This is a genomic window from uncultured Draconibacterium sp., from assembly GCF_913060805.1.
Taxonomy (GTDB): domain Bacteria; phylum Bacteroidota; class Bacteroidia; order Bacteroidales; family Prolixibacteraceae; genus Draconibacterium.
The window spans coordinates 147,139-159,426 of sequence record NZ_CAJXTC010000002.1 but is presented as its reverse complement, the minus strand read 5'-3'; the positions used below and the strand labels follow the sequence as shown (position 1 = coordinate 159,426).

The 12,288-nt window shown below is 40.9% G+C and carries 10 protein-coding genes; 1 reads left to right on the top strand and 9 read right to left on the bottom strand.

What is annotated here, in order from left to right:
• Window positions 1–53: 53 nt before the first annotated feature.
• The 7 genes from QZ576_RS01985 to QZ576_RS01955 all read right to left on the bottom strand — a co-directional run bounded on the left by QZ576_RS01985 (window position 54) and on the right by QZ576_RS01955 (window position 8,651).
• Window positions 54–1,439 (bottom strand): serine hydrolase, encoded by a 1,386-nt coding sequence (locus tag QZ576_RS01985; protein ID WP_297093714.1) that lies wholly within the window; start codon window positions 1,437–1,439, stop codon window positions 54–56.
• Between the two features lie 121 nt (window positions 1,440–1,560).
• Window positions 1,561–1,989, bottom strand: coding sequence for a VOC family protein (locus QZ576_RS01980; RefSeq protein WP_297093713.1), 429 nt, complete (start codon window positions 1,987–1,989; stop codon window positions 1,561–1,563).
• Between the two features lie 41 nt (window positions 1,990–2,030).
• Entirely contained in the window at window positions 2,031–3,392 is a 1,362-nt protein-coding gene (locus QZ576_RS01975) for a DUF6055 domain-containing protein (protein WP_297093712.1), read from the bottom strand.
• A 185-nt stretch (window positions 3,393–3,577) separates the two neighbouring features.
• A complete protein-coding gene (locus QZ576_RS01970) occupies window positions 3,578–3,916 on the bottom strand; it encodes a heavy-metal-associated domain-containing protein (protein ID WP_297093711.1) in 339 nt (112 codons plus the stop codon).
• A gap of 42 nt (window positions 3,917–3,958) precedes the next feature.
• Complete coding sequence (locus tag QZ576_RS01965) at window positions 3,959–6,181, bottom strand: TonB-dependent receptor (protein ID WP_297093710.1); 2,223 nt, start codon at window positions 6,179–6,181, stop codon at window positions 3,959–3,961.
• A 102-nt stretch (window positions 6,182–6,283) separates the two neighbouring features.
• A complete protein-coding gene (locus QZ576_RS01960; protein ID WP_297093709.1) occupies window positions 6,284–6,781 on the bottom strand; it encodes a hypothetical protein in 498 nt (165 codons plus the stop codon).
• Window positions 6,782–6,998: 217 nt separating this feature from the next.
• The gene (locus QZ576_RS01955) at window positions 6,999–8,651 is read right to left on the bottom strand and encodes a Zn-dependent hydrolase (RefSeq protein WP_297093708.1); all 1,653 of its coding nucleotides are present in this window, start codon (window positions 8,649–8,651) and stop codon (window positions 6,999–7,001) included.
• A 301-nt stretch (window positions 8,652–8,952) separates the two neighbouring features.
• Here QZ576_RS01955 and QZ576_RS01950 point away from each other — a divergent pair, with 301 nt between their 5' ends.
• Complete coding sequence (locus QZ576_RS01950) at window positions 8,953–9,828, top strand: SDR family oxidoreductase (RefSeq protein WP_297093707.1); 876 nt, start codon at window positions 8,953–8,955, stop codon at window positions 9,826–9,828.
• 162 nt (window positions 9,829–9,990) lie between these two features.
• Here QZ576_RS01950 and QZ576_RS01945 read toward each other — a convergent pair whose 3' ends face one another.
• A complete protein-coding gene (locus QZ576_RS01945; RefSeq protein WP_297093706.1) occupies window positions 9,991–10,728 on the bottom strand; it encodes a hypothetical protein in 738 nt (245 codons plus the stop codon).
• Between the two features lie 49 nt (window positions 10,729–10,777).
• Window positions 10,778–12,286, bottom strand: a complete 1,509-nt coding sequence (locus tag QZ576_RS01940) for a RagB/SusD family nutrient uptake outer membrane protein (RefSeq protein WP_297093705.1) — start codon at window positions 12,284–12,286, stop codon at window positions 10,778–10,780.
• Between the last annotated feature and the right edge of the window lie 2 nt (window positions 12,287–12,288).

Genomic DNA, 12,288 nt, shown 5'->3' with positions numbered 1-12,288 from the left:
GATCTCTCGCTTCGCCTCGAGATGACAGCTATACTCAACTTTTGCCTTTACATTTATTTTAGCAAATACAAATACTTCTCAACACCGGAAGTTATTGCCCACGAATCAAATTCATAATTGTGCCCGGTGGTAACAATTACAGCATCAAGTGATGGAAAAATATAAATAAACTGGCTGCCAAATCCGTTAGCCCAAACGCAGGCGTGCTCCTCTCCTGCTGATTTTAGAGTTAGGTTCCACCATTGGTAAGCGTAGTCATCGCCCGGAATATTCGTGTGCGTTTTAAAGCTCGTCGATTGTTCTATCCATTTTTCGGACACAACTTGTTGTTCCTTGAATTTTCCTTTATTCAGCACCAGCATTCCGATTTTTGCTAATTCTCGCGGCGTTATTTCCAGCGAACCGGCCATACACGGATATCCGTTTTGTTTTTCAATTTCCCAGTTATAATGTGTTATGTGTAAAGGTTCAAACAAATATTTTTTGGCAAACTCATCGGCATACATTCCGGTTTTCTTTTTAAGAATGGCACCCAGCAACTCTGTATTTCCACCATCGTATTGAAATTTGGTTCCCGGTTCACAATTCAATTCGCGCGACAGAATTGTGGCAATACGATCATCACTTAAATAGAGTTCTTCGTCGTTTGGTAGTAAACCGGAAGTCATGGTTAATAAATGTTCCAGAGTAATCCGTTTGTCAAAATCAGGCGCTTCCATGATCGCCGCGACGGGCTCATTTAAATCAGTGATAAATCCGTTGTCTGCTGCAATTCCAATCAGTAGCGATGTAATGCTTTTTGTTGTTGACTCAGCCTGGTGAAGCGTATTTTGCCCATAGCCATAGAAGTATTCCTCACAGATCAGCTGATTATTCCTTATTAGCAAAAATGAGTTAAGCCGGCCATAATCGCCGTTTACAATTTCAGGTAATAGTGAATAGATAAAAAGCGAATCGCCTTCACTTCCAAAAACTGAGACCGGCAAAAGATCATCCAGTCGATTCGGAGTTTGACAATGATACTTGTAATCTGCTTCATGACAGCCAGCAATAGCATCGGTTAGAAATTGGGCTACATCATCATTTTTTACCAGTTTTACCGAGTCGAAAGGTTCTCCCTCACACGCAAAACCGCCATGAATTGTATTTCCTGTTTTTTCGCCCAAATAAGTGCAATTCCAATTTGGCACAAAAAAGCGAATAGAATTACCTGCAATCGTCAAGCTGTCGATTTGAAATCCCGAATCATAAAGTCCTTTATGAGTCCAGTAGCCTTTTGCGGAAGAACTATCGGTATTTACAATTTCAACGTAGAATTTCTTGTTGGGATCTTCGGGATGCGGCCCTTCCCAAAAACCGGAAAAAGAAGTGTTGGCTTTATTGGATGAACAAGCAGCACAAAGTGCAACAATTACAAATAAACTAACAAACCTGAACATGGCTGTAGAATTTGGTTTTATTCAAATTTAGCCTTGTTTTTACAGGAATGCAACATTGGATGACGAACTACCAGAAAAGATGTATAAAAGGCTAAAAACCTTCGATAAACGATTATTGAGGCTATTCTGCTTTCTGACAAACCACCTCAAACTTGATCCCGTCAGGAGCTTTAAAGAAAACCGCATAATAATTCTCGTGATACTCCGGATACAAACGTGGTGCACTTACAATATCCGCATTCATTTCCACTAATTTGGAATATACAGTATCCACTTCTTTGCGCGACTCAGCTTTAAATGCCAGATGATGGAGTGCTCCAGGTCGGCGCCGGTGAACAGTGTCGTCCTTTAACGATTCTCGTGGCGAAGTGAGTGCAATACAAAGATTCGGATGCGAATATTCAACCACGTGCTTGTCGTGCGAAGCAATGTAAGCCGACGTTTTCTTTTCGAGTGAAAATCCCAGCAATGGCAAAAACTGATCGTAAAACGAAACGCTTTGTTCCAGGTCTTTAACCGTAATTTCAATGTGGTCGATAATAGGTTGCATGGTTTTTATTTACAAAGATGTGAAATAAAAACTATCCAGTTCTATCCAATTACCGAGGCGGCGAGTGTTGTTCCTTCGAGTTTAATTTGGTATGGCCAGTTTTCTTCAGGTGTCTCTTCTGCATCATTTCCCCAGCGCATAACAATTGGCCAATGCTCTGTTGGCGCTCCCATTACTACCAACCACAAATACTCCGTATTTTCAGGAACGGTAAAACCTGAGCTGCTTTCATTCGCATTTTGCATTTCGCCATAAACCCGGCTGCCATCTTTTAACGAAGCCACAAAACCGTATCGCCAGCCTGCTTTATCCACTTTTACAGCGTTAAAACCATCGGCACCGGCAATTCCTTTAAAATCCAAAACCACTTCAGTCCCAGTTTCAGGAACGTTTAACTGAATTCCGTTATACCCGTAGTTTTGAGGACAATTTTCAGCTGTTATTTTGTACCAACCATCATCTGCAGGCACTAATTTGCTTTGGTGCTGATTAGCGTATTGATGAGCAACTTCCTGAACTCGATCGAGATCCCAGGTAATAAACCGGCGCGAAGCATCAAACATTTCATCGTTAAATGTTTCCTGGTCGATTTCTGTCAAACGTTTATAAGTCATCACCGGATCGTCCTTTTCCTGTGTTGCGCGATACAATTGGCCCAAAAACTCTTTGCCGTGAATCTGCGACCAGTATTCCAGCACATACGGCGAATGATACATATTGATCGGATGTAAATACGTATAATTCGTTTGCTTCATAAAATCTACCAAGTGGTAGTTCTCAAATGTCATCCATTCGGGATAAACCTGCCACAACATGTATTGCGCCGACATCTCCATAATCGGTCCGCGTGGTCCTGTTCCGGCGTCAGCACTCGAAATATATTGAAAAGAATGCGCCAGCTCGTGCGCCAAAGCTCCATACGGTTTCTTATTGATTCGAACAGCGGGTGTCCATAGCATACCAATCTTGTCTTCTTCCCCGCCACCAAAGGCAGTCGCTTCATCGCCACCAAAAACAATGATCAGCATTTTATATTTGTCCGAAAGCGAATTTCCTTTCTCAACAATCTTCAATTCATCAACATAGTAGTTGTAAAAACGCTCGCATTCCTCAATTGCTTCTTTCGGATCAAAACGTTTGGTTGAGTCGGGATTGGCCATCGGGTCATCGCCATATTCTTTATGCCAGAAAAGTGCAAAATTATCGCTCTCGATCATGTGTTTGTTACTAAATTCACTCTCCGGATTTGTGAAGTCGTTGTTTTCCGGAACTTTATAAATGTTCTGAGGAATATAAAGCTCTTTTTCAATTTTAGGTTCGTTGCTACATGATTGGAAGATTGCAGCACAAACGCACAATAAAAACGCTATCGACTTACCGGAAATGAATTTTTGTTCAGACATAATTTTACGAATTTGAAGTGAAAAGTACGAAAAATTTGACATAGACAACCAGTAAAATGATTTCATAATTAGCGCATTATGACTTTTGTTAGCCTATTTTTTCATGCATAAAAAAACGCCGTTCTAAATCGAACAGCGTTTTCTACATCTTAATCAGGCGATTATTTTCTTTCCTAATGGAACTGTTACTTATTTTCTTTCGTTTCAGCTACAATTTTCTCGTACTCTTGTTTGGTAATCTTATCAGCTTTGTAACCTTTCTTTTCGATGGCTTCGGCCAGATTATCATCCGTATTCTTGCCGTCTTTGTATTCCACTAAAATGGTATTTGAGACGTGATCAATTTTCAGATCTTTCACCCCTTTTTCAAATTTCAGGTATTCTGTAACTGTTTTCTCGCAGTCGGCGCAGTCCATGTTGCTTTTAAAGCAAACTACTTTGTTCTCTTTTTTCTGTGCGAATGTTTCGTTACCGGCAAAACCGATAAACATTGCCATTGTAAATAATAAAATCAGTTTTTTCATCTTGTTCATTTTTTATGCATCAAGCATTTCGCTTTTAGCTGGTTATTCATAATTCAAATTAAAACGTAATCCGAGGTAGATTTTTCTACCCATTGTTGGCCCCCAAATATTAGTGGCACTGAAATTCTCACCAAACGGATCGTCGGTTCCTTCAATCGGATTATTTTGTGTGAAATCAGTTAAATTCTCAACGCCAAGGTAAATATTCCAGTAGCGGAAATATTTGGTGACCTGGGCATTCATAATCGTATAGGGCGAAAATTCAAAAAAGTCTCCGGCGATATTTGCCCGATCCATCCACTCTTCATGAACACGTGGAATTCGTCCGCCACCATTAAACTGAATGGTGTAATCGAACATCCACTTCTTCAAATTGGTGGTGTAGTTCAGGTTGATCAATCCTTTGTAATCGCTGGTTAATGGCGCATCTTTTAATTCGCCGCCAATGGTTTCTTTGATGTCGTTTACACGGTAAGCCAGCAACATATCCAGGCGCTTTACTGGTTGCCAGCGCACATCAAACTGAAGACTATTAGCATAAGCCTTTTCAGTAGAAGGTAACAGGTATATAAATTCAGAAGACGTTTCCCTGTCGACTACTAATTTTTGCTGAAATTCGGTGCGAAAGAACTCGGCATTGATACTCAGGTCGCGATCCAGTAATTTATAATTCTGTATAAAAGCAAAACCAAAGTTCCAGGCTTCTTCCTGAATGGCATCATCGGTCCAGCTAATTGGACGCGAGTTAGCCAGCAAAAATGTATTTTCTGAAATTACATTTGCAGTGCGGTAGCCTTTTCCGGCACTTGTACGAATGGTATAATGATCGGCAAACTGGTAACGGAAATGCATACGAGGCGTAACAAAATTCCCAAAAATGTTATGGAAATCGGCACGAATACCTGCCATCAGTGTTAGCTTGTCGCTGGGTTTAAAAGTATATTCGGTAAATATTCCCGGAACTTTTTCGGTGCGCTGTACATCCTGATTGTATAGCATTTCATTAAAATCGTCGTAAATAAAACTTGCGCCGCTATTTAGCACATGAATTGCCGCTATATCGAGATCCTGAGTGTAAACCAGGTTGCCGTAAAAACGTGTTTCATCGGCATCGTAACGCGATAAGCCGTAATACGATTTGGTTTCATGACGGGCGAAATTGGTAAGAATTGCCAGTGCACGATGATTATCTTTCGACACAATTCCCGACTTAAAAAATGCATCCACGCGGTTGGTTTCAATATTTACACCATACGGATTATCTACAGAGAGAATCATATCACTATTGGCACCAACCTGGCCTCCCATTCTGTCGTTCCACAACAACGTAACTCCGGCCTGTGCCATTGCTCCTTTGTGGTTGTTGTATTTCCAGCGGTTGGCCACCTCAAAAGTGCTCGACAGCGGGGAGTCAAGAAAACCGTCGTGGTTATGATCATTCTCCTTCGACAAGTCGCTGGCATGCACAAAAACACCGGTTGTTAGCGTATCGCCTTTTACTTTAATGTTTGTGTTCCCGTTAAATTCGTAACGGCCTTCATTATTGGCAAAAACATTCAGAAAAAGTTTTTCCTGGCTGTCCGGCTTTTTTAATTCCGCATTAATTTGCCCGGCAATCGATTCGTAACCATTTAACACCGAAGCCGCTCCTTTCGAAACCTGGATGGACTCCAGCCACGGGCCGGGAATATAAGTTAATCCGAAGGTAGTTGCCAAACCACGCAATGCAGGCATATTTTCCACCTGAAGCTGCGAATATGTTCCGTCGAGTCCCAACAATTTAATTTGCTTGGCTCCGGTAACGGCATCGCTGTAACTCACATCAACTGAAGGATTGGTTTCAAAACTTTCGGCGAGGTTACAGCAGGCAGCTTTGTGTAACTCGGCCCCGCTAATATTTTCGGTCTGTATGGGATTAATTACCGACAAATACGTTCCCCGATCCTTTTGAATCACCGTTACTTCTTCCAATTCAAGATTGGGTTGAAGCACCACTTCCAACGGATCATTATCGCGCACATGAACGGTTTGCGATTCGTAACCAACAAAACTAAAAACAAGCTTATTTCGCCCCGATCGGTTTTCAATATTAAAGCTCCCGTCGGGCATTGAGGCAGTACCTTCGCTGGTACCTTCCCAAACCACATTCACTCCCGGAAGCGGCTGTTTCCCGTTATTATCATCTCCAAAAACCACACCCGAAACAGACTGCGCTTTCGAGAGAAACGGAAACATTATAAATAATAGTAATATGTATTTCTTCATTCTTCTTAAGATTATAATTCAAGGCATGCAACCTCGACTGATCATCGAAATGCATCATTTTTTGTTGTAAACACAGTCCTTTTCTGTGCTACAGAACAAATCTTAAGCTAACGAAGGGATTTTGAGTTGCTGAATATGAATAAGGTAATCCAGTGTGGATGTTATCCGGGGCGGAGGATCAGCGTAAAAACGTTTGTTTAGGTTGTCATCGGCATCGGTTGTCAGCTCCTCGAGAATATCGGAACTGAATACTGTTAATTCAACTGGTTGAACGGCTACGAACTTCACGGCATCATTAACTGCCTTATCCATCAGTTTCATAAAAATCGATTCGGGCGCTTCACATCCGCAGGCGTCTGAATGGTTTCCTTTTGGTTGGCACTCATGACATTCGCCTTCGGAACAGGCCAATTCATTATTCGCCAGATCGTGTTTATGGTGTTGATGAAAATCGGTTTCGCAGGTTTCCGGTTTTACAATAATACTTGTGTAATCCTCTCCGGAACAAGCGCAGTAGCTTTTGTACAGCACAAATCCGGAAGTTGACAACAAAAAGATCGCTCCCAGAAACAAAACCGCTATGTTCTTTAATTGAATCACGTTACAAATATAACCCTGAATGCACCGAAATAGTTGTTAACGGGGAGTTAAACCCGGCAAAGAATAAGTTGGCAGTAAAAGAAGAAGTTGTCACCCAAAAGCTCTTGGTTACGTCATCCTGAACTTGATTCAGGATCTTCAATTCTGTCTTAACAGATTCTGAAATGAATTCAGAATGACGTTCTTCACTACTTTTTTAGACAACCTCCTTATATTTTTAGAGTCCTAAAACTTCTGCTCCTTGTTCAAAGACGATATCACGTGGAATACCGGCCTCTCCTATTCTGTCCAGATCTTTTTGAAGTGCTTCGCGAATAAAGCCTTTTTCTTCAATGATCTGTTTGGCGGTTTCGTAGTCGCCATCGCCCTGAATCTTCAGAATAGTTTCCGATAGGTTCATCATGGCGTCTTTCATTTTTTCGTAATCAACACGATAAGTTCCGGTGGCTTCGTCGCGTGTAAAAGCTCCCATTTCCTGGAAGTAATAAAAACGCATCATATTTGCTTTGCCGTGCGCGCTGGCAGCGCCGAAACGTACCGAACGGAAAATGCCGGCCATGAAAGTTACGAAGTTGTCCATCATATCTTTTTCGCCCAACTCGCCCATTTCGTTCAGCTGGTAAACGCACCACAAACCTAAAATATCGGCTTTCCCTTCTTCAATCGAAGTGTAGGCGTCTTTTAAGGCTTCGCGAACCGTTGTGCTCTGATCAACAGTATTTCCCAATCCAAGACCGTGCGCCACTTCATGAAACATAGTGTTTTCAAAGAACGCATCGAACTTCACATGCTGGCGCTGATCTTCAGCAATTAACAAATCTGCAATCGGCACTAAAATTTTATCGAATTTAGCCTGCATCGAATTTTTCAACTGTAGTTTACGACTACCTTTTGTTTCGCGAACCTCTTCGTCGTTTGGAAGGTTGATGGCGATGGTTTTGCTTCCGGCATTACAATCGCCGGCGTAATAAATAGCATCGTAAACATTCATATCCGAATCAACTCCCGGAGTTTCGTTTTTGTATGGCTGCTCGCAAGGCAAGGCTTTTTGCAAGCCCGGCAGCAACGCAGCATATTTCTCCAGTCGCTGACTCCAATCTTTATCTTTTATCAGGATAAACGATTCGTGAGCTGCTTTGTATCCATAAAGCTGGTCCTCGTAATTTTCAATTGGTCCAACGATAAATTCGATGGTGTTGTTTTTCATTTCCATCCAGGCAACATCGCTGGCATAATAATCATCAGTAAGCAATGCTTTAGAGCGTTCCTCAAGATATTTCTTCAGCCCGGCATCTTCTGCCAATTCAGCAGCTTGCAATAAAAGGTCTGCCGCCTTTTTAATTTCCTTTTCGAATGCGATGTGGTATGGAATAGATTTCAAAGCCCCCTCTTCGTCGCGGCGTATCAAAGTATACAGACTTGTTTTTGTATCATCGTCCCAGGCTTCAAATTCTTCTTTGGTCATGTCCGTAGGATAGAAATTTGCACCTGCAGGTTTCTGATCGTACCCGGGTAAAAATGGTTTGTTAGCATCTAAACGTTCCCATGGACCAAAATTTAGCTTTATAAATTTCAGGGTGTATTCATCCCAATTCTGGTTTAACAATTCATCTTTATCGCCATATGCTTCCTGCCAGTAAATGTCGTTCATTAATTTGGCGGCTTCGAGGAGAATCGGCAACATTTGCTTTTCATTCTCGGTTAGCACGCTTAAATCGGTGGTTAATTTAAACGATACAAATTCGTCGGCCTTCTTTTTTATTTCCGGATTCACTTCCATTTTTGTGTTTTGTTTTGCTTCTTTTTTAGTGTTTGTAGAACAACTAAAGAATAGAGTTGTTGCTATAAACAGCATGAATATTCGTTTCATAGGTAACAGTTTTTATTTGCTTCCAAAGCTAAAAAAAGCAGCTGCTATATGAAATAGTAGAACGCAGCTTTTCGCGATTAACATTCATATTTTCGAATGTTATTGAACAAAATTCGATGAGAAAAGTTAAAAAAGCAGACTTAACAGCTGAAAAATGACCATTCGTGAATAATTTATTTAAACTGAATTAACTTTGCACGCGTAATTTCATCTGCATGATTTTATCGGTTCGGATGAATTTCGCATGTTTATAATCATTGTCGTGTATGCTAATGGCATACTCGTTTCATAAAAACTAATTATGAGTAACAATCTATTAAAAGGAAAAAAGGGAATTATTTTTGGGGCGTTAAATCCCGATTCAATTGCCTGGAAAGTGGCAGTAAGAGCACACGAAGAAGGAGCCACAGTAACATTATCAAATACCCCGGTTGCCATTCGTATGGGTGAGACAAATCAACTGGGAGAGCAAATTAATGCTGAAGTGATTGGTGCCGATGCAACCAATGTTGAGGATTTGGAAAACCTGATCACAAAATCAATGGAAGCTTTAGGTGGCAAAATCGACTTCATTTTACACTCTATTGGTATGTCGCCAAACGTAAGAAAGGGACGCCACTACAGTGATTTGGATTATAACTACCTCGACAAAACCCTCGATGTATCTGCGGTGTCTTTTCACAAAGTACTTCAGGTGGCACGTAAAATGGATGCCATTAACGAATGGGGATCGGTAGTTGCCTTGTCGTATGTTGCAGCTCAGCGTTCGTTCTTTGGCTACAACGACATGGCTGATGCCAAAGCGTTGCTGGAATCGATTGCGCGTAGTTTCGGTTATATTTATGGACGTGAGCGTAACGTTAGGGTAAACACCATTTCGCAATCGCCAACCATTACCACTGCCGGAAACGGAGTTAAAGGTTTCGATCGTTTGTTGGACTTTTCGGAAAGAATGTCGCCACTTGGAAACGCAACCGGTGATGAGTGTGCCGATTACTGTATCACACTATTCTCTGATTTGACGAAAAAAGTTACTATGCAAAACCTTTTCCACGATGGTGGATTCTCGAATATGGGAATGAGCCTGCGTGCGCTTGAACAGTACGAAAAAGGTTTAGATAAAATATGTGCGTGCGATAGTGAAAAGCCTCACGCTGATGAACATCGCTACGACTAATAAAAACAAAGAGATTATAGAGAAGGCCGTTTCGTTTTGAGACGGTCTTTTTTTTGCTGTAAATAAATTGAGCAGGTGACTTGAAGTCACCTGCTCAATTACTAAAATAAAGAAGCCGCTTCAAATTAATGAAGCGGCTTCTTCTATATTGTTCTAATGAACTTATTTCGTTAATGTAAAATCAACTGAAGTTCCAGCGCCATAGTCACCACCAATAGTAGTTACTTCAGCTCCATTACTTATTATAGTAATAGAACCAACAGTTTCATCTTCTGAAGCAGTTAATCCATCTCCATAAGCATCAACTACTGTAAAAGTGTATTCACCATCAGGCAAACATGCTTTTTCTGAAGCACTTGCAGTTCCATCAGAATAACCAGAGCCAGCCATTACAACAGTTTCCGAGGCATCTGTAACTTGCCATGCACATTCGCTAGCCCAGTCGTCAAACAGAATTTTTACGTATGTTTCGTTTTGCTCGCAAAGCTGAGTTACTGATAACACCATTGCATCGCCTTTATAAACACCGGTTTCAACTTCCAGGTTTAATACAATATCAACACCTTCACCAATGTTTAAATCAGTTAACCCGAGAACAAAAGATCCGACATTTGAATTAGCAGGAACAGTTACTGTTGCCGGTACACTGTAAGCTGCAGCATCGGCAGTTGTAGATTCCAGATCAACAGTTATGTCAAAAGTTCTGTCCGTTCCTATAATTTGCGTTGTATAAACAAAAAGTTCATAGTCGCTAGAACCATCAATTACCACTCCCAGGTCCATTGATGTGGCCTCGAAAGTTACATAGTTCAGGTCCGTTGTTTCCGGCATACCAGTTTCGCAACTGTTTAATAAGAAAACAGAAGCAACGAACAGGAATAAATATTTTATGTTTTTCATATTCTTTTAATTTTTCTGATTAATATAATCTGCTAAGCAGAGTAAGTTATTACTTATTACCAGAATCCATAAGTGGGTTGTTCTGAATCTCTTCAATAGGAATTTCAAAAGTCAACCTTGGATCGTTGTAAGGAATTGATTCTCCTTGTAACGATAAGTGGTTTGACCCTCTTACAGTAGTTGCTTTATTACGTTTCATTGCCAGGTAGCTTTTACCTTCACCCCACAATTCGATACGTGTTTGCAGGTAAATCTCATCTTGTAGAGCCTGACCTGAAAGTCCGTCGATATAGCTTGCATCAGCCATACGATGACTTACAACCTCTTTTAAGCTTGCTCTTGCAGCTTCATCTTGTCCAAGTTTTGCACTAACTTCGGCATTTAACAAGTACATTTCAGCCACGCGCATGTATACATAGTCAGTTTCAATGTTACGTTGTGCCCCAGTAGTTCTGTCAGCAGGATAAAACTTATTAAAAGGGATCAGGTAGTTTGAAGAACTCGGGTCAGGATAAAACTGGCCTTTTCTTATGTCGTTATCTGGTATCGAATTGTAAAGTCCAATATCCATCGATTTTTTATCCCCTGCCATCTGGTAGCTATAAGTAAAAATATCCATCTGGCCCCACCATGAAACAAGGTCTAAGCCGTTATCTAAAGTAAGGTCAACACCCCATATCCATCCCGGAGTACTTACATCTCTAAAACCACCAATAGATGCATCGCCGGTGTAAACAACTTCGGTTGAATCCATAAGTGTAAAACCACCATTACTGATTACATCTTCTGTCATGCTTTTGGCTTCCGAAAGTTTTTCGTCGCCCATTGAAGCATAAACGTAGGCCAATAATCCTTTAGCAACAAATTTATTTACCTGGTGTTTACCAGTTCTGGTGAAGTTCTCCAATAAAGAAATTGCATCAGTAAGATCACTTTCCATTAAAGCAAAAACTTCAGCAGTTGTACTTTTAGCCTGGTTTGGCTGCGATGGATCGGTGTAAATAGGAAGAATTTCTTTTGATGGCTCATATTCTAATGCATAGAACTGAGTTAAGTAGAAATAACAGTAAGCGCGTAATGCTTTGGCCTGTCCCATCAAGTGTTTGTTCTCATCGTTCTCAGGTATTACATCGTTACCACCAAGTGTAGCAATAACAGTGTTAGCTGAACGAATTAGACGGTAATAATAACGCCATGGTTTATAGTTGGTGTTATTAGTATAATCCACTGTTTCTGTCAATTCACAAGTTCTGCGATACCAGCCATAAGCACTTGCTGATAATGCCATATCGCTTGACAAAAAGTCACTAAAGATATCATAACCTTTTTGACCAAAATCGTCATGATCAAGATTTGTTCCTCCGGTACCAGTTTCAAACATAAGCGTATAAATACCGGCAACACTACCTGCTACCACATCCGGGTTATTTTCAGCTGCCTCAGCTACCTGCTCAGCAGATAAGAACTCGGTTGGCTGAACCTCCAGAAAATCGTCTCCACAGCCGGTTATCCCAACGAATAACACCGCTATGAGTGATAATATATATATTCTTTTCATAA

Coding starts and splice junctions, on each gene's coding strand:
- QZ576_RS01985 (WP_297093714.1), bottom strand. CDS start 1,439: ATGTTCAGGTTTGTTAGTTTATTTGTAATTGTTGCACTTTGTGCTGCT.
- QZ576_RS01980 (WP_297093713.1), bottom strand. CDS start 1,989: ATGCAACCTATTATCGACCACATTGAAATTACGGTTAAAGACCTGGAA.
- QZ576_RS01975 (WP_297093712.1), bottom strand. CDS start 3,392: ATGTCTGAACAAAAATTCATTTCCGGTAAGTCGATAGCGTTTTTATTG.
- QZ576_RS01970 (WP_297093711.1), bottom strand. CDS start 3,916: ATGAAAAAACTGATTTTATTATTTACAATGGCAATGTTTATCGGTTTT.
- QZ576_RS01965 (WP_297093710.1), bottom strand. CDS start 6,181: ATGAAGAAATACATATTACTATTATTTATAATGTTTCCGTTTCTCTCG.
- QZ576_RS01955 (WP_297093708.1), bottom strand. CDS start 8,651: ATGAAACGAATATTCATGCTGTTTATAGCAACAACTCTATTCTTTAGT.
- QZ576_RS01950 (WP_297093707.1), top strand. CDS start 8,953: ATGAGTAACAATCTATTAAAAGGAAAAAAGGGAATTATTTTTGGGGCG.
- QZ576_RS01945 (WP_297093706.1), bottom strand. CDS start 10,728: ATGAAAAACATAAAATATTTATTCCTGTTCGTTGCTTCTGTTTTCTTA.
- QZ576_RS01940 (WP_297093705.1), bottom strand. CDS start 12,286: ATGAAAAGAATATATATATTATCACTCATAGCGGTGTTATTCGTTGGG.